The 22,766-nt window shown below is 74.7% G+C and carries 19 protein-coding genes and 1 pseudogene; 5 read left to right on the forward strand and 15 right to left on the reverse strand.

The annotated features are described in order from the left end of the window. Positions 1–27: 27 nt before the first annotated feature. The 7 genes from ACHZ99_RS07580 to ACHZ99_RS07610 form a co-directional block, all read right to left on the reverse strand. Positions 28–282: a DUF397 domain-containing protein gene (locus tag ACHZ99_RS07580; RefSeq protein WP_420303606.1), complete on the reverse strand. Its 255-nt coding sequence runs from the start codon at positions 280–282 to the stop codon at positions 28–30. 188 nt (positions 283–470) lie between these two features. Further along, the gene (locus tag ACHZ99_RS07585) at positions 471–1,370 is read right to left on the reverse strand and encodes a DUF5753 domain-containing protein (RefSeq protein ID WP_420304014.1); all 900 of its coding nucleotides are present in this window, start codon (positions 1,368–1,370) and stop codon (positions 471–473) included. 129 nt (positions 1,371–1,499) lie between these two features. Continuing rightward, a complete protein-coding gene (locus tag ACHZ99_RS07590; protein WP_420303607.1) occupies positions 1,500–2,303 on the reverse strand; it encodes an ABC transporter permease in 804 nt (267 codons plus the stop codon). Then, positions 2,300–3,118, reverse strand: coding sequence for an SAM-dependent methyltransferase (locus tag ACHZ99_RS07595; RefSeq protein WP_420303608.1), 819 nt, complete (start codon positions 3,116–3,118; stop codon positions 2,300–2,302). The genes ACHZ99_RS07590 and ACHZ99_RS07595 overlap by 4 nt, the downstream gene beginning before the upstream one ends. Before the next feature lie 133 nt (positions 3,119–3,251). After that, complete coding sequence (locus tag ACHZ99_RS07600) at positions 3,252–4,466, reverse strand: hypothetical protein (protein WP_420303609.1); 1,215 nt, start codon at positions 4,464–4,466, stop codon at positions 3,252–3,254. A 50-nt stretch (positions 4,467–4,516) separates the two neighbouring features. Continuing rightward, positions 4,517–5,293, reverse strand: coding sequence for an ABC transporter ATP-binding protein (locus tag ACHZ99_RS07605; RefSeq protein WP_420303610.1), 777 nt, complete (start codon positions 5,291–5,293; stop codon positions 4,517–4,519). 232 nt (positions 5,294–5,525) lie between these two features. Further along, complete coding sequence (locus ACHZ99_RS07610; RefSeq protein ID WP_420303611.1) at positions 5,526–6,695, reverse strand: hypothetical protein; 1,170 nt, start codon at positions 6,693–6,695, stop codon at positions 5,526–5,528. Between the two features lie 195 nt (positions 6,696–6,890). On the opposite strand from ACHZ99_RS07610, the gene ACHZ99_RS07615 reads away from it, so the two are divergent. Together ACHZ99_RS07615 and ACHZ99_RS07620 are read left to right on the forward strand one after the other, a co-directional pair. Then, positions 6,891–7,997 (forward strand): chitinase, encoded by a 1,107-nt coding sequence (locus ACHZ99_RS07615; RefSeq protein ID WP_420303612.1) that lies wholly within the window; start codon positions 6,891–6,893, stop codon positions 7,995–7,997. Positions 7,998–8,151: 154 nt separating this feature from the next. Next, positions 8,152–11,073, forward strand: a pseudogene (locus ACHZ99_RS07620) (glycoside hydrolase family 2 TIM barrel-domain containing protein); the annotation flags it as partial. A gap of 24 nt (positions 11,074–11,097) precedes the next feature. Here ACHZ99_RS07620 and ACHZ99_RS07625 read toward each other — a convergent pair. After that, positions 11,098–12,330, reverse strand: coding sequence for a S8 family peptidase (locus tag ACHZ99_RS07625; RefSeq protein WP_420304015.1), 1,233 nt, complete (start codon positions 12,328–12,330; stop codon positions 11,098–11,100). A gap of 396 nt (positions 12,331–12,726) precedes the next feature. On the opposite strand from ACHZ99_RS07625, the gene ACHZ99_RS07630 reads away from it, so the two are divergent. Both ACHZ99_RS07630 and ACHZ99_RS07635 read left to right on the forward strand, forming a co-directional pair. Next, on the forward strand, positions 12,727–15,060 hold the full coding sequence (locus tag ACHZ99_RS07630; RefSeq protein WP_420303613.1) for a chitinase C-terminal domain-containing protein: 2,334 nt from the start codon (positions 12,727–12,729) through the stop codon (positions 15,058–15,060). A 299-nt stretch (positions 15,061–15,359) separates the two neighbouring features. After that, positions 15,360–16,496 (forward strand): LLM class flavin-dependent oxidoreductase, encoded by a 1,137-nt coding sequence (locus ACHZ99_RS07635; protein ID WP_420303614.1) that lies wholly within the window; start codon positions 15,360–15,362, stop codon positions 16,494–16,496. 67 nt (positions 16,497–16,563) lie between these two features. Here the strand turns inward: ACHZ99_RS07635 and ACHZ99_RS07640 are convergent, their stop codons facing one another. From ACHZ99_RS07640 to ACHZ99_RS07650, 3 genes are read right to left on the reverse strand one after another with little or no spacing between them, the layout of a single operon-like run. Next, complete coding sequence (locus ACHZ99_RS07640; protein WP_420303615.1) at positions 16,564–17,505, reverse strand: MauE/DoxX family redox-associated membrane protein; 942 nt, start codon at positions 17,503–17,505, stop codon at positions 16,564–16,566. A gap of 39 nt (positions 17,506–17,544) precedes the next feature. Beyond that, positions 17,545–18,162, reverse strand: coding sequence for a cell wall protein (locus tag ACHZ99_RS07645; RefSeq protein ID WP_420303616.1), 618 nt, complete (start codon positions 18,160–18,162; stop codon positions 17,545–17,547). Positions 18,163–18,175: 13 nt separating this feature from the next. Beyond that, positions 18,176–18,601 carry a hypothetical protein gene (locus ACHZ99_RS07650; RefSeq protein ID WP_420303617.1) on the reverse strand — a complete coding sequence of 142 codons (426 nt, stop codon included), beginning with the start codon at positions 18,599–18,601 and terminating at the stop codon, positions 18,176–18,178. Positions 18,602–18,973: 372 nt separating this feature from the next. On the opposite strand from ACHZ99_RS07650, the gene ACHZ99_RS07655 reads away from it, so the two are divergent. Next, positions 18,974–19,507 carry a TerD family protein gene (locus tag ACHZ99_RS07655; RefSeq protein ID WP_420303618.1) on the forward strand — a complete coding sequence of 178 codons (534 nt, stop codon included), beginning with the start codon at positions 18,974–18,976 and terminating at the stop codon, positions 19,505–19,507. A gap of 81 nt (positions 19,508–19,588) precedes the next feature. On the opposite strand, the gene ACHZ99_RS07660 is transcribed toward ACHZ99_RS07655, so the two are convergent. From ACHZ99_RS07660 to ACHZ99_RS07675, 4 genes are all read right to left on the reverse strand, one after another. Beyond that, complete coding sequence (locus ACHZ99_RS07660; protein WP_420303619.1) at positions 19,589–20,323, reverse strand: IclR family transcriptional regulator; 735 nt, start codon at positions 20,321–20,323, stop codon at positions 19,589–19,591. A gap of 74 nt (positions 20,324–20,397) precedes the next feature. Then, positions 20,398–20,844 carry a YbhB/YbcL family Raf kinase inhibitor-like protein gene (locus tag ACHZ99_RS07665; RefSeq protein ID WP_420303620.1) on the reverse strand — a complete coding sequence of 149 codons (447 nt, stop codon included), beginning with the start codon at positions 20,842–20,844 and terminating at the stop codon, positions 20,398–20,400. A 6-nt stretch (positions 20,845–20,850) separates the two neighbouring features. Beyond that, positions 20,851–21,783, reverse strand: a complete 933-nt coding sequence (locus tag ACHZ99_RS07670) for an alpha/beta fold hydrolase (RefSeq protein WP_420303621.1) — start codon at positions 21,781–21,783, stop codon at positions 20,851–20,853. A gap of 15 nt (positions 21,784–21,798) precedes the next feature. Further along, positions 21,799–22,731: a 3-hydroxyacyl-CoA dehydrogenase NAD-binding domain-containing protein gene (locus ACHZ99_RS07675; protein WP_420303622.1), complete on the reverse strand. Its 933-nt coding sequence runs from the start codon at positions 22,729–22,731 to the stop codon at positions 21,799–21,801. Positions 22,732–22,766: the final 35 nt, after the last annotated feature.

Consider the following 22,766-nt stretch of genomic DNA (forward strand, 5'->3'; position numbering starts at 1 on the left):
CCCGCCGGCGACCGCCGTCAGCCGCCGTCAGCCGCCGGCGGCGCCGCGGTCCGTGACGAGGTCGTCGAAGTCCCCGTCCTTGGCGGCCCGGAGGAACGCCGCCAGCCCGGCGGGCTCGTACACCAGCGCGGGGCCGTGCGGATCCCGCGAGTTGCGGACCGCGACCTGCCCGCCGGACAGCCCGGCCACTTCCACGCACTCGCCGTTCGGGTTGCTGTGGTGGCTCTTGCGCCACTCGACGCTTCCCAGCCGGCCCGCGGGCACACCGTTGTCTACCTGCATGGCAGCTCCCTCCAACTGATCTTTTCCGTACTGTACTTGCGTGTGTGCTTGCGGATGCACTTACAGATGAAATTTCATCGAGGTATCACCGAGCGCTCAGAAAGCGTGGGCGCACGGTGATCGATTCGGGCCCACGCGGCGTACGGACCCGGCGGGTAGCCCGCCGGGAGGGAGCGGCGGGCGGGGTGTCAGGTGGCGTGCAGCAGCCGGCGCAGGAACGCCTCGGTGCTGACCCGCTCCATGACCGGCGCGGCCAGCCGGTCGACGGCCAGCCGGTGCCGCTCGACGTCGTCGGGTGCGTCGAGGTAGAGCGCGCCGGTGAGCTGCTCCAGATAGGCGATGTCCGGCAGGTCCGCCTCGGCGAAGCGCAGCAGCGTCACCGAGCCGGCGAGCGCCGTCGCGGCGGAGGTCGCCAGCGGCACGACGTGCACCGCGATCTCGGGGAACTCCGGGCCGTGCAGCCGGATCAGATGGCGGATCTGCTCGCGCATCACCGCCGGCCCGCCCACGCTGCGGCGCAGCGCGCCCTCGTCGACCAGCTGCCAGCAGCGCGGCCCGTCGGGCCGGGCGAGGACCTGCTGCCGGCGCTCCAGCAGGTCGACGCGGCGGGCGACGGCGTTCGCGCTGTCGTCCGGGTACGTCAGCCGCGCCAGCGCGGCGGCGTACGCGGGGGTCTGCAGCAGGTCGGGCACGCGGTGCGCCTGGTAGCCGCGGATGAGGGCGGCGCCCTCCTCCAGCCCGAGGTACGGCTCCAGCCAGCGGGGCGTGAGGTCGCCGTACTGCTGCCACCAGCCGGGGGTGTTGGCGCCGCGGGCGAGCGCGAGGTACGCCTCGCGCTCCCGGAGGTCCGCCACCCCGTAGAGCGTCAGGAGGTCCGCGATGTCGCGTTCCTTGCAGCCGCCCTGGCCCCGCTCCAGCCGGCTCATCTTGGGCACCGACGCCCTGATGGCCTGCGCCGCCGCGTCGAGCCCGACGCCGCGCCGCAGCCGGAGCCGCCGCAGCCGGGAGCCGAGGACCATCCGCCGTATGGTCGGTCCGCCCCGGGGGAGGTCCGGGCCGGCGCCGGGCAGACGCCTCCCGCCGGCCACCGGTACTGACGCCGTCATCTCCCCTCCCCCGCCGGTCAGTTCACCATCCCGCCGCCAGCGCGGAATCATACCCCGTCGGAGCCACGTACCGAACCTTCGTCCGGATACGTCTGGCCGGCCGGGGGCTTATCAGCCGGTGACGCCCGGTTCGTCCGCCGACTCGTGCCAGCTCCCGACCACGATCCGGGCGAGCCAGCCGAAGAACCAGAAGACCAGCACGCCGAAGAGCGAGGAGAGGATCACCGCCGCGAGCAGCTGCTCGGACTGCAACCGGGACTGGTAGAGGTCGATGAGCACGCCGATGCCCGGCTGGCCCTGGCGGAAGAAGAAGTCGCCGACGATGGCGCCGACGACGGACATCCCCGCGGCGATGCGCAGCCCGGTGAAGATGCTCGGCAGCGCGGCCGGCAGCTGGAGCTTCCACAACCGGGTCAGCCGGCCGGCGTTCTGCAGCCGGAACAGGTCGTGGTACGACGCGTCGGCGGAGCGGATGCCGAAGAGCGTGCTGGTGAGGATCGGGAAGAAGGCGATGATGACGCAGACCAGCACCCGGGTGGAGAACCCGTAGCCCCACCAGAACCCGAAGAGCGGGACCAGGGCGAGGATCGGGGTGACCTGGAGGACGACGAAGTACGGGAAGAGGGAGCGCTCCAGCCACCGGGCCTGGCTCATCAGGACGGCCATGGCGATCGCCCCGGCCGCCGAGATGAGCAGCCCCAGCGAGGCGACCTGCGCGGACAGCCACAGCGCGTCGAGGAGTTCGGCACGGTTGCCGCCGTCCAGGAACCCGACGCGCACCACGTCGTGCGGCGGCGGGAAGAGGAAGCGCCGGTCCTCGGCCAGCACCACCATGCTGATCAGGTACCACACCCCCACGGCGGCACCGGCCACCAGCAGGGCCGGCAGCCTCCGGGTCAGCGGGCGCAGGTTCATGGCCGGACGGCCACCACGGTGTAGGCGTTCCCCTCGGTGCGGTCCCCGCCGGCGGGCCGCCACTCGTGCGCGACCACGACGCCGGGGTCGACCGGCTCCCAGCCGTCGATGATCCGCTCCAGCTCGGCGCGGCCGCGCTGCACCATGGGGGTGGCGCCGCGCGCCCAGACCTCGGTGAGCCGGTGGACCCGGGGGTCGAGTTCGGCGGAGACCTGGGACGCGACCAGGTGGCTGCCCGGCGGCACGCCGCGGCGGATCCGCGCCACCAGGTCCGCCGGCGCGGTCGCCTCGGGCAGGAAGTGCAGCAGCCCGACCATGAGCACGCCCACGGGCCGGTCGAAGTCCAGCACGGCGCGCGCCTGCGGGTGGCCGAGGATCTGCTCCGGCCGGCGCACGTCCCCGGTGAACGCGACGGTCAGGTCCCCGTCGGTCTGCAGGGCCTGCATGTGCGCGACGGCGACCGGGTTGGCGTCGACGTAGACGACCCGGGTGCCCGGGGCGATGCCGTGGGCGATCTCGTGGACGTTGGGCATGCGCCGCTGCGGCAGGCCGCAGCCGATGTCGAGGATCTGGCGGAGGCCGGCCTCCTCGACGAGGTAGCGCACGGCCCGTTCCAGGAAGAGCCGCTGGGCCCGCACGCGCATCTTCACGTCCGGCATGAAGGTGGACTCGACCTCGTCCACCAGGGCGCGGTCCGGGCCGAGGTGGTCGCCGCCGCCGAGGTGGTAGTCGTACGTGCGGGAGGCGTGCGGCGCCGTGGGGTCGGGCAGCGGCGACGTGCCGTGCGGCCCGTCGGCCATGCCGTTGTCGCTCATGAACCTCTCCGCGTCCGCCGCCCGTCGCTGCGGCCGTGCCCCGGCGCACCGGGGTACGGGCTGACAGGCGAGATTACTCCACGGCGCGGCCGGCGGTGCGGGCGGTACGCGGCCGCCGCGGGCGGGCGGCCGGTCACCGGCCGTGTCCGATCGCGGGGTCGACGAACTCGTTGGTCACCACGCCGGCCGGTTTCAGGCCGTCCTTGATCGGTTTCTTCTGCTCGGCGAAGAGGGGCTCGCCGATGTCGATGATCCGCTGGACGCGCTCCGGTTCGAAGTTCCCCACGGTGGTGTCCCCGCCCTCGGCGTCGTCGGAGGCGATGCCGAGCCTCTTCATCTCGCCGATGCCGTAGCGGGCGATGCCCTCGGTGAGCACGTCGCCGCCCCGGTACTGCTCGGCGATGCCGACGATGGTGGCGATCGTCGCGTCCGGCTCGCGGAGGTAGTCGACCTGCGCCCGCTGGACGATCGGCACCAGCTTCTCCAGGCAGGGGGCCAGCTCGTCCTTCCGCTCGGGGCGGATGACCAGGGAGGGCCCGTAGAGGGGGTAGCCGGCCTCGTAGACGAGCTGGCCCTTGACCGGCTTCATCCAGTCGTCGATCTCGTGCTCGTACATGTACGGGTCCTCGGCCGCGTACCCGGAGGACGCCAGCTTGCCGCCGGCCGCCACGAAGCGCGCCGGGGAGCCGTCGAAGGAGCCGTCCACCTGGTCCTCGTCGAGGATCCCGGCGCCGGTCAGATACTCCATGTAGGTGTCGCCGCCGAAGTAGAGCACCGTGGTGCCGGCCTCGCCGACGTCCTCGATCGTCTCGAACTCCGGGTAGGTCTCCGGGTCCCAGTAGATCATCGTCGGGTCCTTCTCCAGCAGCGCCAGCACCGCGAGGGTGGGCTTGGTGGCGGAGTTCTGGACGATCTCGTCGAACCCGCCGGCCACCCCCAGGTCGATGTCCTCGTCCGCGTACATCTGCGCGGTGGTCGAGGAGAAGCCGATCGCCGGGCCGCCGGCGCGCAGTTCGAGGGAGACGCCGGTGTCCCGGCCGTCGACGACCAGGGGCGCGGTGGCCCGTTTGCGGTTCGCGTCCACCTCGGGGTCGTCGCCGAGGAGCGCGTACAGCGGGCCGAAGGACGTGGCGTTCGGCAGCCACGAGGTCTGCACGGTCACCGTCTCGGGGCACACCCCGCCGAGTGCGGCTGCGCCGCTCTCTGCCGCGGGCGCCGACGCCCTGTCGTCGGCTTCACCGCCGCCGCCGTCCCCGCAGGCGGCGGCGATCAGCACCATCGCGGCGACGAGCGGCACGGCTAAGGAGCGGGGGCGGCTCTGCGGAGCGGTCGGGGTCGTCGGGGTCATCGGGGTCCTCCGGGTGGGGGTCGGGAGCGGATCGGGGCGGGGGCCGGACGTCACCGGGCCGACGCGCGCATGCACGCGGACACGTCGGCCGCGATCCGGTTCAGCTCGGGGTCGTAGCGCAGCTTCTCGGTCCGCGGATAGCCGAAGGGCACGGTGAACTCGCCGCAGACGCGCCCGGGGCGGGGGGACATCACCACGACCCGGGTGGACAGGTAGACCGCCTCCAGCACCGAGTGCGTGACGAACACGGCGGCGAACCGCTCGGCGGCGAACAGCCCGAGCAGGTCGTCGTCCAGCCGCGCGCGGGTGATCTCGTCCAGGCTGCCGAACGGCTCGTCCAGCAGGAACAGCTCCGGGCGCAGGGTGAGCGAGCGGGCCAGCGAGACGCGCATGCGCATCCCGCCGGACAGCGCGCGCGGCCGGTGGCCGGCGAAGTCGGTGAGGCCGACCAGCTCCAGCGCGGCGTCGGCGCGCTGTCGCCGCTCGGCGCGCGGGACGCCGCGCAGTTCGCCGAAGAGCTCGACGTTGGTACGCACCGAGCGCCAGGGCAGCAGCGTCGGGTCCTGGAAGACGTAGCCGAGGCGGTCCGCGCGCGCGGCGACCGCGCCCGCGGAGGGCTCGACGAGTCCGGCGGCGATGCGCAGCAGGGTGGTCTTGCCGCAGCCGGACGGGCCGACGACCGAGACGAACTCGCCGGCCGCGACGTCGAGGTCGACGGGGTCGAGGGCGCGGGTGCCGTCGGGGAAGCGCTTCTGTACGGCGCCGAGCGAGAGGACCGGTCCGGCGTCCGGCACGGGCGCGGCCTTGTCGGTGTCCGCGACGGTCATCGGCCCACCTCCCGTGCGCCCCGGCGGAGGGGGCGCGCCGCCGGGCGAGTTCCTGTGCCGCGGCGGGCGCCGCGGGTACCGGGGCCACAGAGGCTACGGGATGGGTGTTCGAGCCGGTACGCCGGGTGCCGCCGGGGCCGCGGACGGTGAGGGTCCCAGGTCCCGCGGGTGCCGGGCGGACTCCGCCCGGCCCCGCGGGCGTTGCGCCAGGCCGCCGCCGCGCGCTCCCCGGTCAGCCGCGGCCGCGGCCCGGACGGTGCGGGTGGTGCGGGTGCGCCGCGTGACTCCAGACGTCGAGCAGGCGGCCGGCCGAGCCGCCGACCGGGCCGACCGCGTCGGCCAGGACGTCGGGCGCGGGCAGCCGCGCGGAGGTGACGGCCGGCACCGCCTCCGCCGGGTCGTCGATGGTCGAGGAGCAGACCGCCAGCAGGTACTCCGGCACCGTCAGCCCGGGGTCCGTCACCCCGACCAGCGGCACCCCGACCGCGGCGACCAGCGGGAAGACCGTGCCGGGGATGCCGACCGCGGCCTGCGCCCGCGCCGCCGCCCGCACCGACGGCACGTCGCTGATCTCGTACGCGTCCCAGAGCTTGGGGTCCTCGCGCGGGTGCAGCCCCACCAGGATCCGCTTGCCGGCGGCCCGCAGCCGCCCGGCCGCGTCGAGGAGCAGCTCGGTGCCGGGCGCGGCGCCGCCGGTGTCGTCGGGGTGCGTGACGCTGGTCAGGACGAGGACGAGCCCCGGCTCCGGCCGGTGGGCCGGCAGCGCGTCGGTCTGCGGCGAGCCGACCATCCTGATGAGTCGGCGGATGCCGAGGTAGCCGCCGAAGGCGCGCGCCTCGGCCGGCGAGGAGGACGTCACCGCGCGCAGCCGGCCGCGCAGCAGCCGGGCGCCCGGGGCCTGCCGCGGGCCGAGGTACGCCAGCGAGCTGGCCGCCACCGGCAGCCGCGGGAAGTGCGCGGCGCACTCCAGCGGCCAGTCACCGGCGCCGGTGACGACCAGCAGATCGGCGCGCGGCGCGGTCCCGGGCGTCGCGACGGGTACGGGGTCGCCGGGCTCGACGCCGGCGGTGTCGGGCACCAGTTGGGTGATCCGTACGCCGCGCCGCGCCGCCTCCGCGAGCAGCGGCCTGACGTGGTACGTGCCCCAGGGCTCGTTCGTGGCGACGAGCACCCGCAACGGGCGTCCGGGGCGCCCGCGCCGGGCGTCTCCGGCCACCGCCGGGGCGGCGCCCAGTGCGGCGAGGCCGGCGGCGCCGGCCGTGGCGGTGAGGCCGCGCAGCACCCGGCGGCGGGACGGCGGGGCCGCGGCGCGGTCGGCGTCGGGAGCACCGGGGGCGGGGGCTTCGGGGGCTTCGGGGGCGGCCGGGGCGCCGGGGGCTCCCGTGCCGTACGAGTCGGGCATGGGCGGCACGTGAGAGCAACGTCGCGAACTCGCAGGTGAACGCGGCACGAACAGCCGCACCGCGCACCGGTCCGCCCGCCGGCTCGCGACCTTTGGTCCAGACCTCTTGACGAAAGGTCTGGACCAACTTACTTTGTGCCGCAGCGCAACACGTACCTCCCTGGCAACCCCACAAGCCCAGAAGGCGAGCGTGTCATGCAGTCTGCGATCAGCCGGACGCTGCGTCTCTTCGGCATCGGCCTCACGCTGGTGCTCGCCGCCCAACTCCCCGCCGCCCAACTCCCCGCCGCAGCGGAGACCCCGCCCGAGGCGGCCGGAGCGGCGGCACCCGGAACCAATGCGGCCGAGACCTGTCCCACCAAGCCCAGACCCGCGGGCAAGATCCTCCAGGGCTACTGGGAGAACTGGGACGGCGCCGCCAACGGCGTCCACCCGCCCTTCGGCTGGACGCCGATCACCGACCCGGACATCCGGAACCACGGCTACAACGTCCTCAACGCCGCGTTCCCCGTCATCCTCCCGGACGGCACCGTCAAGTGGGAGGACGGGATGGACCGCACCGTGAAGGTCGCCACCCCGGCCGAGATGTGCGAGGCCAAGGCGAACGGCGCCACGATCCTGATGTCGCTCGGCGGCGCCACGGCCGGCGTCAACCTCAACTCCAGCGCCGTCGCCGACCGGGTCGTCGACACCCTGGTGCCGATCCTGAAGGAGTACAACTTCGACGGCATCGACATCGACATCGAGACCGGCCTCACCGGCAGCGGCGACATCAACCGGCTGTCCACCTCCCAGGCCAACCTCATCCGCATCATCGACGGCGTCCTCGCCCGGATGCCCGACGGCTTCGGCCTGACGATGGCGCCGGAGACGGCGTACGTCACCGGGGGCAGCGTCGTGTACGGGTCGATCTGGGGCGCGTACCTGCCGATCATCAAGAAGTACGCGGACAACGGCCGGCTGTGGTGGCTCAACATGCAGTACTACAACGGCAGCATGTACGGCTGCTCCGGCGACTCGTACCAGGCGGGCACCGTCCAGGGCTTCGTCGCCCAGACCGAGTGCCTGGACCGCGGCCTCGTCGTGCAGGGCACCACCATCCGCGTCCCGTACGGCAAGCAGGCCCCCGGGCTGCCGGCGCAGCCCGGCGCGGGCGGCGGCCACATGTCGCCGGGCCAGGTGGCGCAGGCGTGGAACCACTTCGGCGGCGCGCTCAAGGGCCTGATGACCTGGTCGATCAACTGGGACGGCTCGCGGAGCTGGAGCTTCGGCGACAACGTCCGGTCCGTGCAGGGCCGCTGACCCGCCCGCCGGCCGGAACCGCGCCGGCTGGCCCGCGTCCGCCGGCGCGGGCCCAGCCGGCGCACGCGTCCGGCACGGAAGTCCAACCGGTGCCCGAAAAGTCCATGTACCGGGGCGCGGCGCCGGTTGTGCCGCGCCCCCCGGGCGGGATCAGATGGATCTCATGCACGATCCGGCCCTCCCCGCCCACGAAGACCCCGCACCCGGCTCCGGCACCCTGCCGCCGCGCGCCTGGTACGCCCGCTCCGACGCCGCCCGGCTGCCGCTGAACGGCGCCTGGCGCTTCCGGCTCTCCCCCACCGCGACCACCCACGACACCTCCTTCGCCGACCCCGGCCACGACACCTCCGGCTGGGACGAGATCACGGTGCCCGGCCACTGGGTGCTCCAGGGCGGCGGCCGGCACGGCGCGCCCGCGTACACCAACACCCTCTACCCCTTCCCGGTCGACCCGCCGCGGGTGCCGGCCGAGAACCCGACCGGCGACCACCTGCGCACCTTCGACCTGCCCGCCGGCTGGCCGGCGGGCGGCGAAGGCGCGCAGAGCGACGCGGCCGTGCTGCGCTTCGACGGGGTGGAGTCGCACGCGCGCGTCTGGCTGAACGGCACGGAGCTGGGCGAGTTCAAGGGCTCCCGGCTGCCGCACGAGTTCGCCGTCGGCGCGCTGCTGCGGCCCGCGGGCAACGTGCTCGCCGTCCGCGTCCACCAGTGGTCCTCCGGCAGCTACCTGGAGGACCAGGACCAGTGGTGGCTGCCCGGCATCTTCCGCGACGTCACCCTGCTGCACCGGCCCGCGGACGCCGTCCGCGACTTCTTCGTGCACGCCTCGTACGACCACACCGCCGGCACCGGCACGCTGCGCGTGGACTGCGCGCCCGGCGGCCGCGTCACCGTGCCGGAGCTGGGGCTCGACATCGCCACCGGCGAGTCCGTCACGCTGCCGGTCGAGCCGTGGACCGCTGAGGTGCCGCGGCTGTACGTGGCCGAGCTGGCCACCGCGGGCGAGCGGATCCCGCTGCGCGTGGGCTTCCGCACGGTGGCCGTCGAGGACGGCGTGCTGAAGGTCAACGGCCGCCGCATCCTGCTGCGCGGCGTGAACCGGCACGAGTTCCACCCCGAGCACGGCCGCTCCGTGGACGCGGCGACGATGCGCGCCGACGTGCTGCTGATGAAGCGGCACCACATCAACGCCGTGCGCACCAGCCACTACCCGCCGCACCCAGCGTTCCTCGACCTCTGCGACGAGCTGGGCCTCTGGGTCATCGACGAGTGCGACCTGGAGACGCACGGGTTCCACGCCGTCGGCTGGCGCGGCAACCCGGTGGCCGACGAGCGCTGGACCCCGGCGCTGCTGGACCGCGCCGCGCGCATGGTCGAGCGGGACAAGAACCACCCGTCGGTCATCATGTGGTCGCTCGGCAACGAGTGCGACGCCGGCGCCGGCCTGACCGCGATGGCCGACTGGATCCGCGCCCGGGACCCCGGCCGCCTCCTGCACTACGAGGGCGACCGCACCAGCCGCGACGCCGACGTCTACTCCCGGATGTACGCCGCCCACGACGAGGTCCGGCGCATCGGCGAGCGCACCGAGGACCCCCTCGACGACCCCGCGCTGGACGCGCGCCGGCGGGCGCAGCCGTTCGTGCTCTGCGAGTACGCGCACGCCATGGGCAACGGCCCCGGCGGGCTCGCCGACTACCAGCGGCTCTTCGAGACGTACGAGCGCTGCCAGGGCGGCTTCGTCTGGGAGTGGATCGACCACGGCATCGCCCACCCCGAGCTGGGCTTCGCCTACGGCGGGGACTTCGGCGAGGAGCTGCACGACGGCAACTTCGTCTGCGACGGGCTGCTGTTCCCGGACCGCACGCCCTCGCCGGGGCTCACCGAGTTCGCCCACGTGATCCAGCCGGTGCGCATCGAGGGCGGCGACTCCCCCGGCCAGGCCGTCGTCACCAACCTGCACGACTTCGCCGGCCTGGACCACCTCGCGTTCACCTGGTCGTACGCCGTCGACGGCGCGGAGACCGAGGGCGGCTCGGCGGCGGTGCCGCAGCTGGCGCCGGGCGAGAGCGCGACGGTCGAGCTGCCCGTGCCGCCCGCGCCGCCCGGCGGCGAGGCGCGGTGGACCGTCACCGCCCGGCTCGCCGCGGACACCCCCTGGGCGCCGGCCGGGCACGTCGTGGCGCGCGGGCAGTGGACGGCCGCGCCCCGCCCGCCGCTGCCGCGGCCCGCAGGGGCCTCCCCCGTACGCGACGGCGCGCTGATCCGGCTCGGGCCCGCGGCCTTCGACGGGGAGACGGGCGAGCCGCGGACCCTGGCCGGGGTGCCGGTGCAGGGGCTGCGGCTGGCGGTGTGGCGGGCACCGACCGACAACGACCTCGGCGCCGAGTGGCAGCCGGGGACCGATCTGGCGCGGCGCTGGCGGCAGGCCGGGCTGCACCGGCTGCGGCACCGGCCGGACGCGGTGGAGGCCGCGGACGGCGCGCTGACGGTCCGTACCCGGGTGGCGCCCGCGGCCACCGACCTGGGCCTGGCCGCCGCGTACCGGTGGACCGCGGACGCGGACCGGGTGACGCTGACGGTGTCGGTGACGCCGGAGGGCGACTGGGGCGACCTGCCGCTGCCGCGGCTGGGGATCGGCTTCGCGCTGCCCGCCGACTACGGCGCGGTGCGCTGGTACGGCGGCGGGCCCGGCGAGGCGTACCCGGACACCGGGTCGGCGGCGCTGCTCGGCCGCTGGTCGGCGACCGTGGACGAGTTGCAGACGCCGTACGTGCGCCCGCAGGAGAACGGGGCGCGCGCCCGGGTGCGGTGGGCCGAGCTGTCCGGCGCCGGCACCGGGCTGCGGGTCGAGGGCGAGCCGGAGTTCGCGCTGACCGCGCGGCGCTGGACCACCGCGGAGCTGGACGCCGCGACGCACCGGCCGGACCTGGTGCCGGGCGACCGGGTGCACGTCACGCTGGACCACGCCCGGCACGGCATCGGCTCGGCGTCCTGCGGCCCCGGCGTGCTGCCGCGGTACGAACTGCCCGCGCGCCCGGCGACGTTCACGTTCGTCTTCGCGGCCGTGGGCGGGCCGGAGCGGGCCGGGGGGTGCGGCTCAGAACAGCGAGTGGAGCAGCCGGTTCGGCGAGCCGCTGCGCGGGTCCTGCACCTTGCCGGGCGTGGTGTTGTCCACGACCGCCCGGCCGACCTGCGCGGGGGTGGCAGCGGGGTGCTGCTGGAGGTACAGCGCGGCGACGCCCGCGGTGTGCGGGGTGGCCATCGAGGTGCCGGAGATGGTGTTGGTGTCCGTGTCAGAGCCGGACCAGCTCGACGTGATGTTCACACCGGGCGCGAACAGGTCGAGGCAGGTGCCGTAGTTGGACCAGGAGGCGCGCCGGTCGGTGTCGTCGGTGGCGCCGACGGTGAGGGCGCCGGGCACGCGGGCGGGCGAGTAGCCGCAGGCGTCCTGCGGCCAGCCGAAGATGTTGCCGTTGCCGGCGGCGACGGCGTAGGTCACACCGGCGTCGATCGACCGCTCGACGGCGTCGTCGAGGGTGGCGCTGGCGCCGCCGCCCAGGCTCATGTTGGCGACGGAGGGGCCGTTCGCGTTCGCGGTCACCCAGTCGATGCCGTCGACGACGCCGGCGGTGCTGCCGGAGCCGTTGCAGTTCAGGACGCGCACGGCGACGAGGTCCGCCTCCTTGGCCACGCCGTACGTGCTGCCGCCGACGGTGCCCGCGACGTGGGTGCCGTGGCCGTTGCAGTCCTGGCCGTTCCGGCCGTCGCCGACCGTGTCGGTGCCGACCGAGGCGCGTCCGCCGAACTCGTCGTGGCCCGTGCGGATGCCGGTGTCGATGATGTAGGCGGTGACGTCGGGCGCGGTGGTGTCGTACGTGTACGTGGTGCTCAGCGGCAGGTCGCGCTGGTCGATGCGGTCCAGGCCCCAGGTGGCGTCGGCCTGGGTCGCCGCGGTCGTGACGACGGCGTCCTGCTCGACGTACGCCACCCGCGGGTCGCGGGCGAGTTCGGCCGCCTCCGCCCTGCTCATCCCGGCGGAGAAGCCGCGCAACGCGGAGCGGTAGACGTGCTCGGGCCGGGCGTCCGCGGCGCCGGCGAGGTCGCGGGCCACGGCGCGGGTGTCGGACCGGGCGACTTCGCCGTTCTTCAGCACGACGATCCACTGTCCGTCGATGGCCGTCGCGGCCGGAGCGAGACGGAGGTCGCCGTCGGCGGGGGCGCTCTGCGCGCCGGTTCCCGCGGCCAGTTGGAGGCCGGCGGCGAGGCCGAGGGCGGCCAGTACCGTCACGGAGCGGCGCAGGGGTGTGGGGGTGAGTCTCATCTGGTGCACCAGAACCTTTCGTTGACCGGATCACGGGCAAGGAGGTGCAGTGCGGTGCGGGTTGCCCGCCCAGGTACGGGCGGCGCTCCCGGCAGCGTCTCGCATGCCGGACGCCCCCACAAGTGGCAGGTTCACGCCAATTTTGCGCCAAACGGCCTGGTGGCGGCCGACCGTGACGGCCGCCGACGCGGGCCTGTTGGGTGATTCACCGGCCGGCCGCTGAGCGGCGGCGCCCCTTTCCCACGCCCCGGCCCCCCGCGCGGAAAAGTGCAGAGGTACAGACCTCTTGACGCATTGGTCTAGTCCTTTTAGCCTGCTCGGCAGCCTCAGAGGTGCCCGGCCGGGCGTGCACGCCCGGCCGGACGCGCACATGCCCCGCTCGATCGACACACCCCTACGGGAGGAATGATCGTGCCATTCCCCAGTCGCGCGAGACGCACCCTGGCAGGAGCCGCGACCGCCCTGGCCGGGCTCGTGCTCGGCCTGGTCTCCCCGCACACCACCGCCCAAGCCGCCCACCCCGCCCCGGCCGCCCCGGCCGCGGACGCGGCCTGCCGCCCCGACGGGCTCTACCAGACCCCCGGCGTCGACGTGCCGTACTGCAGCGTCTACGACACCGAGGGCCGCGAGCTGCTGCCCAACGGGAACAAGCGCCGCACCATCGGCTACTTCGCCAACTGGCGCACCGGCGGGAACGGCCGGGACCGCTACCTCGCCTCCGACATCCCCTGGAACAAGGTCACCCACCTCAACTACGCCTTCGCGCACGTCGGCGCGGACAACCGGCTCTCCGTCGGCAAGGACACGCCCCGGAACCCGAGCACCGGCATGACCTGGCCCGGCGTGCCCGGCGCCGAGATGGACCCGGCGTACCCGTACCAGGGGCACTTCAACCTGCTGAACAAGTACAAGAAGCAGCACCCGGGCGTGAAGACCCTGGTCTCGGTCGGCGGCTGGGCGGAGACCGGCGGGTACATCGACGAGACCGGCACGCGGGTCGACTCCGGCGGCTTCTACACCATGACCACCCACGCCGACGGCTCGGTCGACCGGGCGGGCATCGAGACCTTCGCGGACTCCGCCGTCGACTTCGTCCGCACCTACGGCTTCAACGGCGTCGACATCGACTACGAGTACCCCACCTCGATGAAGGACGCCGGCAACCCGCTGGACTGGCAGCTCGCCAACGGCCGCCGCGGCGGCCTCAACAAGAGCTACTCCGTGCTGATGAAGACCCTGCGGGAGAAGCTCGACCGCGCCGGCGCCGCGGACGGCACGCACTACCTGCTGACCGCCGCCGGGCCCTCCTCCGGCTACCTGCTGCGCGGCATGGAGACGTACGACACGGCCAAGTACCTCGACTACGTCAACATCATGTCGTACGACCTGCACGGCACCTGGAACGAGTTCGTCGGTCCCAACGCCGCCCTCCACGACGACGGCCGGGACGCCGAACTCGCCCGCTGGAACGTCTACACCACCCCGCAGTACGGCGGCATCGGCTATCTGAACGGGGACTGGGCGTACCACTACTACCGCGGCCTCATGCCGCCCGGCCGGATCAACCTCGGGCTGCCCTACTACACCCGCGGCTGGAAGAACGTCACCGGCGGCACCGACGGCCTCTGGGGCACCGCGAAGACCTCCACCTGCCCGGCCGGGTCCGGGCTGACCAGCTGCGGGGACGGCGCGGTCGGGGTGGACAACATCTGGCACGACCTCGACGCGAACGGCGAGGAGTCCCCGGCCGGGTTCAACCCGATGTGGCACGCCAAGAACCTGGAGCGCGGCGTCGCCGGCGACTACCTGCCGGACTTCGGGCTGCCCGCGGACACGAAGCTGACGGGCACGTACGCCCGCAAGTACAGCGCCACGATGGAGGCGCCGTGGCTGTGGAACGCGGAGAAAAAGGTGTTCCTGTCGACGGAGGACGAACAGTCGGTCGCCGCCAAGGCGCAGTACATCGTCGACAAGGGCCTCGGCGGGGCGATGATCTGGGAGCTGGCCGGCGACTACGGCTGGAACGCCGCCAAGGGCCAGTACGAGCCCGGCGACACGCTCACCACGACGCTGCACGACGCCTTCACCGCCGCGCCCGGCTACACCGCGAAGCGCGCGACCACCCCGATGCCGACCGAGACCGTGGACATCGGCGTGGAGCTGCACGGCTTCGCGCTCGGCGACTCCAACTACCCCCTCAACCCCAAGGTCCGGTTCACCAACAACACCAAGGTGACCATCCCCGGCGGCACGGAGTTCCGGTTCGACTACGCCACCTCCGCGCCGGCCAACGCCCGGGACCAGTCCGGCTGGGGCGCCAGGGTGATCCGCAGCGACCATCCGGGCACCGGGAACGTCGGCGGGCTGAAGGGCGACTACCACCGGGTCTCGGTGACGCTGCCGAACCATCAGTCGCTGGCGCCGGGCGCGTCGGTGGACATGGCGTTCGTCTACTACCTGCCCGTCTCCACGCCGTCGAACTGGACCGTGACGCTCGGCGGCACGACCTTCGCGCTCGCCGGCGACCTGGCCCGCGGCACCACGCCCGGGGACCCGGGCGGCGGCGGGGGCGACCCCGGCACCTGCACCGCGCCCGCGTGGGCGAGCGCGACGGTGTACAACTCCGGCGCCGAGGTCTCCCACCAGGGCCGCGTCTGGCGGGCGCGCTGGTGGACGCAGGGGCAGGAGCCCGGCACCACCGGGGAGTGGGGCGTCTGGCAGGACGTCGGGGCCTGCTGACCCCGGCCCCCGCCGGACGCCGGATCCCCTGACCTCCGGCTCCCCGGCTCCCCGGCCCCCGGTTCCCGGTTCCCCCGGACCGCGGAAGGCCCGGCACCCCTCCGACTACCACCGGGTCTCGGTGACGCTGCCGAACCGCGGCGGGCGCGTCACCACCCGCCCCGCGCCCGCCGCTCCCGCGCTGCCGCCCGCGCCGTCACCGCGGGCGGCAGCGCCGGCCTCCGGCCCGGGAATACGGAGCCCCCTCCCGTTGTCCGCATGGGGAGGACCCCCGGACACCGGACGATCAGGAGGAACACGTGGCGGCAGCGGACGTGACGGCACCCGGCCCGCAGGACGAGATACGGGGCCGGGTACGCGGCTCGGCGCCCGTGCCGCTGTCCGTGCTGGACCTGGCCACGGTGGGCGCCGGGTACACCGCGACCGAGGCGCTGCGCACCGGCGTCGAGCTGGCCCGGCTCGCCGAGGCGCGCGGCTTCCACCGCTACTGGGTGGCCGAGCACCACTCGATGCCCGGCGTCGCCTCCTCCTCCCCCGCCGTGATCCTGGCGCACCTGGCCGCGCACACCGGGACGATCCGGCTCGGCTCCGGCGGTGTGATGCTGCCCAACCACGCGCCGCTGGTCGTCGCCGAGCAGTTCGGCACGCTGGAGGCGCTCGCCCCCGGCCGCGTCGACCTGGGGCTGGGCCGGGCGCCCGGCACGGACGGCGCGACCGCGGCGGCGCTGCGCCGCACCGAGCGGCTGCAGGAGGGCGCCGAGGAGTTCCCGCAGGCGCTCGCGGAGCTGATCCGCTTCCTCGACGACGACTTCCCCGAGGGCCACCCGTACGCCCGGATCCACGCCGTGCCGGGCCCGGTGCAGGGCACGGCGGCCGGCGGGGTGCAGTCCGCGCACCGGCCGCCGGTGTGGCTGCTGGGCTCGTCGATGTTCAGCGCCCGGCTCGCGGCGGAGCTGGGCCTGCCGTTCGCCTTCGCCCACCACTTCGCCGGGCAGCACACCGGCCCCGCGCTGGAGCTGTACCGCGAGGCGTTCCAGCCGTCGGCCGTGCTGGCGGCCCCGTACGCCTTGATCGGCGTCTCGGTGCTGGCCGCCGAGGACGGGCGGGAGGCGCGGCGGCAGGTCACCGCCGGGGCGCTGAGCATGCTGCGGCTGCGCACCGGCCGGCCCGGCCTGGTGCCGTCGCCGGAAGAGGCCGAGCGGTACCCGTTCAGCGAGCTGGAGCGGGAGTTCGCCGACTCGTGGATCGGGCGCGTGGTGCACGGCACCCCGGACGAGGTCTGCACCGGCCTGGGCGACCTCCAGAAGCGCACGGGGGCCGACGAGCTGATGCTCACCACGAACGTGCACGGGCCGCGGGCGCGGCTGCGCTCGTACGAGCTGATCGCGGACGCCTACGGCATGCGGGCCGACGCCGGGGGCGGCTCCGGCGCGTAACAGGCCGTCCGGGGCGGTGCCCGGAGCCCGGCCCCGCGGGGGCTCCGGGCACCGCGCCCGAGCGCCCTCAGCCGCCCTCGCCGAGCAGCGCCCCGGGGCGCTGCCGGCCGGCGGCGAGGTCCACGCGCGCGCCGGTCTCCTCGTCGACGACGCCGACGCGGATCACCGGCGGCCGGGGGCTGTCCAGCCCGGCCGTCGCGTCCATCGCGAAGACCACGGACACCGGCCGCCCGGCGCCCTCGCCGTCGCCGCCGTCGCCGGCGTCGTGCAGGCCGGTGTAGCGCAGGAAGCGCCAGCCCGCGTCGTCCCAGTGCTCGCGCAGCCCGGAGCGGACGACGTGGGTCACCGTTTGCCACGCCAGCGAGCGCTCCAGCAGCTCGACGGAGCCCTCGACGGGCACCGCGCCGGGGTCGCCGCCGGGGCCCGGCCCGCCGGGCAGCGGGTGCCCGAAGAGCCGCAGCCGCAGCCGGCGCAGCGGCAGCCGGACGGCGCGGTCGGGGTCGCCGAAGAGCAGCCACGCCAGCGCCGTACCCGCGGCCAGCAGGCCGAGCGCGGCGCCCGGCCGGTCCCGCAGCGACTCCCACCACGGCCCGCCCGCCGGCGCCGGAACGCCGCCGGCGGCGGGGCCGTCGGCCAGCACGACCGCCCCGCCGGCCAGCACGAAGCCGGCCCGCGCGAAGGCCCGTACGCCGATGGGCGCCTTGTCCCGCGCGGTGCAGCCGCAGGACGAGCCGGGCGCGGCGGCCTTCGCGTAGCCGAGGTACGCCGCGAAGGCCGCGCCCGTGAGCGCCGCGGCGGCCCCGGTGGCCGCCGGCCTCGGCAGCGCCACCAGCGCGAGCGCGACGAGCAGCTCCGCCGCGCCGACCGCGCGCAGCGCGGCCGTGGCCCGTGGCAGCCCGCCGAGCCTGCGCTCCAGCACGGTGCCCGACGCCTGCACGGGGGTGTCGCGTCCGAACAGCTTGGTGCTTCCGGTCCAGCCGAGCACGCCGCCGACCAGCAGTGCGATCATGCTGCCTCCGTCCTCGAAGTGGCTGCGTCCGTCGGCCTGTCAGTGGCCGACGGTGATCCTGGCGATGTCGACCGCCCCGTCCTTCGGGCGCCAGGCGCCGAGCACCAGGGCGTGCTGCCCCATCCGCACCCCCGACAGGTCGTCGGTGAGCGCGGCGCCCGCGTACGAGGCGGTGGTGCGGCCCGGGACGACCCGGCCGATCAGCTCGCCGCCGTGGTAGCCGAGTTGCAGCCGGTCCTTGCCGATGCCGCGGACGGTGACGTCGAGGTTGACGATGTTCACCCAGACCGCGTCGGCGGCCATGGTGCCGTCGGGCATCTCCAGGCCGCGGGCGTAGAGGCCGTCGCCGGTCTCGATGTCGGCGGCGGTGGCGGGGTGGAGTTTCCAGATGCTGGTGGCGTTGGTGAGCTGGATGCGGTGCCGTTCGCCGTACGAACCCGCCACGTGCAGCAGGGTGCCGCCCTCGATGCCGGTGATCAGCCCCTCGGCGAACGAGGTGTCGGCCACCGCCGGGTCGAGCGGCGGGGTGGGCGCCGCGAACGCGGCGTCGGGGTCCACGGCGCCGAGCGCGGTGGCGCCGACGACGGTCGCGCCGCCGAGTGCGCTGGCGGACAGGAAGCGCCGCCTGTCGAACGTCGAGCCCGTTGCGTCGTTCATGGCCGCGCCTCCCTCACTCGTAGATCCAGACGCCGGTCTTGCCGGAGCTGAGGCTCGCGATCCGCGAGTACGCCGCGGGCGTCAGGTCGAGGATGCGGTTGGTGCGGCAGGTGCCGTCGCAGCAGGACGCCTCGCCGCAGAAGCTCTTGGTGCGCGGGCCGCAGTCCGCGATGGTGATGCAGACGGCCGCCTGGGAGCACTGCTGGACGACGCGCATGACGGCGCCGCAGCCGCGGCGCGGGATGTTGCCCTCGCCGCACAGGTCGGGCCGGGTGATGTCCCAGCACGCGGCGGAGGCGTTGGGCCAGGCGCCGTGGTAGGAGGCGGAGCGGCAGTTGCCGCAGGCGCCGCCGCCGGCGGAGCCGCAGGGGCCCCAGGCGGCGCCGCAGCAGAACCAGGTGGCTTCGCCGCGCCAGAGGTAGTTCGTACTGCATGCCATGTGTTCGAGCTCCCTTCGCTGTGTCCCGTACATGACAGTCAGAGGTGCCATGTGGGGGTGTCGTACGGGTGCCGAGAGCCCGCCGGAGGGACACGTGTGGCGGACGGCCCGAGCGTGACGCGCCGCCCCCGCCCGGTCAAACGGGCGCCGCGGCGCCAGTGGACCGGTCCTGTGGTGTAACCGCCGCGCAAGGCGGTCCGCGGGACGGTGCCCGCCGCCGTACGACCCGGGCGCTCGTGCCGTCCGCGTGCCGCCCCGCGCTCCCCGCACGCCGCTCCCGCGCCCGGCGGGACGTGACACGATAGGGGCAACCGGCGTACCGCGCCGGGCGGTTGTGCCGACCGCGCACAGGAGTACGGAGAGGGAGCGAAGGTGACCGGTCTCAACAGGGGCGTCGGCAAGGTCGAGATCGCGCTGAGCTGGGACCCCAGTCCCCTCGGCGCGCCTCCGCACGACCTGGACCTGATCGCGGCGACGTACCCCGCCGACGACCCGCGCGGCGAGCCGGCCTACCTGGTGCACTTCGACAGCCGCTCCCCCGACGGCACGATCACCCTCCAGCGGCACAGCCAGACCGGCCAGGGCTTCGGCGCCGACGAGGTGCTGACCCTGGAGTTCACGCGGCTCGCCGCCGCGTACGGCCGCGTGGTCGTCGGCGTCGCGATCCAGCAGGGCGACGGCCGGCGCACCTTCGGCGAGGTGGCGCGGACCGCCGTGCAGATCCGCGAGGGCTACGACGAACTCGCCGCCGACGACTTCGCCGGCGTCGCGGACGCCACCGCCGCCACCGTCGCGGAGTTCGTCCGCGAGGAGTCGGGCACCTGGGTCTTCCGCCCGGTGGTGCACGGCTTCGACGCCGACCCGGCGGCGTTCGCGGCCCTCATGGGGACCGTTCCCGCGGGCTGACGGCGGCCGGGGGCCGCATCCGGCCCCGGGGGATGCCACCGGGCCACGCAAGGCCGGCGGTGGCACCCCGCGGGGCCGGCGCTAGCGCCGCCAGGTGCTGAGCGAGTCGGACAGCTCCGCCGCCGCGGCGACGACCCGCTCGGTGATGTGCTCGGCGCGCTCGTCGTCGATGCGGAAGTGCGGCCCGGCGACCGTGACCGCGGCGACCACCTGCTCGCCCACCCCGATCGGCGCCGCGACCGCCCACACGCCCTCGTCGACCTCCGCCTCGCTCTTGGACCACCCCCGCGCGGCCACCGACCCCACGTCCGCCAGCACCGCGTCCCGCTCGGCGGCCGACGGCGCCGGGCGCAGCCGCTCGAAGTAGCTCTGCGCCCACGCCTCGCCCATCGACGCGAGCAGCACCTTGGGCCCGGCGCCGCGGTGCAGGCTCATGATCTGCCCGGGCTCGAACGACAGCCGGATGGTGTGCTCGGGGTGGCTCATCTCCACACAGGTCGCGAAGTCGCCCACGCGCCGGATCACCAGCGCGGCCTCGCCGGTCTCCTTCGACAGCCGCTCGACGAGCGGGCGGAGGACCCGGGAGACCGGGAACGCCTGCTCCGCGCTGCGGGCCAGCAGGAAGATCCGCGGGGAGAGCACGTACGTACCGCCGCCGTTGTCCTCCACCATGTCCATCTCGCGCAGCAGCGAGACGAACCGGTAGGCGGAGGGGACCGAGATCCCGACGGAGTGCGCGATCTCCTCCACGCTCAGCTCCGGCCCCTTCTCGGTGAAGAGAAGAAGGATCTTCAGCACCCTCCTGGCGCTGTCCACGCCGGGGGTCCGCTCCCGCCCTTCTGACACGATGCGCTCGCCCTTCTGCTCGTGGGTGTGGCCCCGGGGACGCGTCAGGCGGAGTACGTGCCGACGAGCCGGTTCTGCTCGATGACGCGGTCGCCGTACCCGCTCAGGAACTCCTCGCGCGACGGCTCGCCCACGACCGGGGTGTCGAGGGCGTACACCTGGAAATAGTAGTGATGGGTGCCGTGCCCCGGCGGCGGCTGGGGTCCCGAATAGGCTTTGTCGCCGAGGGAGTTGGGGCCGGTACGGCCCGCGCCGGGCACGGTGGGCGCGGCCGGGTCGATGCCGTAGACCACCCAGTGGGTGAAGCCGTGCGGCAACGGGGCGTCCGGGTCGTGGACGATCAGCGCGAGTTCGGCCGTGCCGGCGGGGATCCCGGTGATGACGACCTCGGGGGCGGCGTTGCCGTGGTCGGCGGCGTGCCGGTCCGGGATCCGCTCGCCGGGCCCGAAGCCGCGGACGGCGACGGCGAGGTCCTTGATGTTCACGGGCATGTCTGTTCAGTCCTCTCGGTGGCGGGACGACGGGCCGGGGCGGCCCGCCGTCCGGTCGAGCATGCGGACGGTCTCGTCCGCGACGGTCTGCGGATCCTCCTCGGGCACGTAGTGGTCGAGCCCGGTCAGCTCCACGGCGCGGAAGTCGGGGCGCAGTTCGCGGGTGGCGGCGAAGGCGGCCGGGGAGACGATCGCGCTGTGCTCGCCGCGCAGCAGGGTGACGGGGACGCGGACGGCCCGGGCGGCGGCGGCGAAGTCGCGCCGCAGTCCGTCGACGGTGCGGACCATGGCGCCGGGGTCGGCGAGCGGGCGCAGCGTGCCGCCGCGGCCGGTGCCGGCCGGCGCGTAGCCGTAGCGGCGCCGGCGGCGGACGGCGGCGGCGGGCAGGAGCGGGTAGCGCTCGCGCAGGTACAGCTCGACGTCCGTCCCCGAGGCGAAGGCGCGGTCGCCGCCGCGCACCCGGGTCTCCAGGGCGTCGAGCACGGCGGGTTCGACGTACGGGGTGTAGTCCACCGCGACGACGCCCGCGACCAGCTCGGGGTGCTCGGCGGCGAGCACGACGGCGTTGCGGGCGCCGAGGGAGTGGCCGACGGCCACCACCGGGCCGCAGTCCAGCGCGCGGATCAGCGCGCGCAGGTCGGCGGTGTACGCGGCGGCGTCGTAGCCGTCGGCGGGCTTGCCGCTGCGGCCGTGGCCGCGCTGGTCGACGGCGACCGTCCGCACGGCGGGCCCGAGCCGCTCCACCACGGCGTCCCAGACGCCGAGGCTGGCGGTGGTGCCGTGCAGCAGCAGCACCGCGGGGCCGGCCCCGGAGTCGCGTACGCACAGCTCGACCTCCCCGGCGCGCACGTAGGCGAGGCCGGTCGGTGCGTCGGGCTGTGCCGCCGCCGCGGACGGTGCGTGCGGCGCCGGGTCGGGCGGCTGCGGCCGGGGGTTCACGGTCGGCTCCCCCGCTCACACCGGCTTGATCGCGGAGAGCGCCTTGCGGACGCTCACCAGGCCGTCGACGATGTCGGCCCGCTTCGCGGCGACCTCGCCCTCCCCGTACTCGTACAGGCCGCCGCCGGTCTTCATGCCCAGCTTGCCCTCCTTGGTCAGCTCGGTGACCAGGGCGGAGACGCCGGACTCGGCGGACAGGTCGCGGTTGAGGTAGGAGCCGACGGCCTGGTAGATGTCCAGGCCCGCCATGTCGACCAGCCGCATGGGGCCGATGACCGCGAGCTTGTAGCCGACCCCCCACTTCACGACGGTGTCCAGGTCGCGCTGGGAGACCACGCCCTCCTCGACGAGGGCCATGCACTCGCGCAGCACGGCGTACAGCACCCGGTTCTCCACGAAGCCGGGCACCTCCTTCTCCACCACGGCCTCGTAGCCGAACGCCTCGACGATGCCGACGAGCCGCTCCTCGACGGCGGCGCCGGTGCGTTCGCCCCGGACGATCTCGATCATCGGGATGAGGTGCGGCGGGTTGGACCAGTGCATGCCGATGAGGCGTTCGGGGTGGGCCATGTCGACGGCCATGTCGGAGATCGGGATGCCGGAGGTGTTGGTGGCGATGATCGCGTCGTCCCGCACCGCGGCCTCGACCTGGGCGAGGACCGTCTTCTTCAGCTCCAGCTGCTCCGGCACCGCCTCGATGACGAGGTCGGCGCCGTCGAGCGCCTTGGCCTGGTCGCGTTCGAAGGTGACGGAGCCGCCGGGCGTGACCGGCACGTCGAGGCGGTCGAGGTGCGCGACGACGCCGGCGCAGGTCCCCTCCGCCCGCGCCAGGGCCTCCTCGCTGACGTCGTGGAGCCGTACGTCGGATCCGTAGCGGGCGAGCAGCGCGGCGATGCCGGGCCCCATGCTCCCCGAACCGAGGACGGCGCTGGTGGTGGGAATGCTCACGGTGGTTCCTTTCGGGCTGTGCTGCTTCGGCGGCG

This window comes from Streptomyces sp. MAR4 CNX-425 (genome assembly GCF_048656465.1).
Classification (GTDB): Bacteria; Actinomycetota; Actinomycetes; order Streptomycetales; family Streptomycetaceae; genus Streptomyces.